The following is a 633-nucleotide window of genomic DNA, read 5'->3' as shown; positions in this document are numbered from 1 at the left end:
GCTTACGGGCTTGCCGAATCGGCGATTGTTCAACCAAAGCATTGCTCAATTAATCGAAGAAAATAGTGCTAGAAAAGCAGCCTTCGCCGTTATGGTACTGGATATTGACCGTTTTAAAATGATAAACGACTCGCTCGGGCATACGGTCGGCGATCAATTTCTACAGGAGGTCAGTAAGCGAATTAAACAAAACGTAGCAGGGCATGATGTCATGCTCGCGCGGATGGGCGGAGATGAGTTTACGCTTCTNTCGAGCGGCTTGCGAGCGAAATTATTCATTGCATTCAGGCCCCTTACCGTCTGAAAGACAGTGACTTCTATGTATCGGCCAGCATTGGCATTGCCCAGTATCCTGAACATGGCAATGATGAGATCCAGCTATTGAAAAATGCGGATACGGCTATGTACGAGGTAAAGAAAAAAGGGAAAAATGGCTATCAGTTTTTCACTTCTGAGCTCGATCAGATTTTGCAGGAGAAAATTGAATTAGAAGGCGATTTGAGAAAGGCAATCGAGCACGGTGAGCTATTGCTGCATTACCAGCCGCAAATTCGAACAGAGGATCGTGCTATGATCGGCATAGAGGCGTTGGTACGGTGGCAGCATCCAACTAAAGGTCTCTTATCGCCAGGT

General features: G+C 46.5%; 1 protein-coding gene and 1 pseudogene. Both read left to right on the top strand.

What is annotated here, in order from left to right:
• Positions 1-10: 10 nt before the first annotated feature.
• A pseudogene (locus FJQ58_RS32735) lies at positions 11-381 on the top strand (diguanylate cyclase domain-containing protein); the annotation flags it as partial.
• Positions 382-633 (top strand): EAL domain-containing protein (locus FJQ58_RS32730; RefSeq protein ID WP_238403667.1); only part of this gene is annotated, 252 nt, incomplete at its 3' end.

The sequence above is a fragment of the Paenibacillus paridis genome (assembly GCF_006345825.1).
GTDB lineage: Bacteria > Bacillota > Bacilli > Paenibacillales > Paenibacillaceae > Pristimantibacillus > Pristimantibacillus paridis.
Note: the sequence above shows the minus strand (reverse complement) of the source record. Positions and strands in the feature narration are given on the sequence as shown.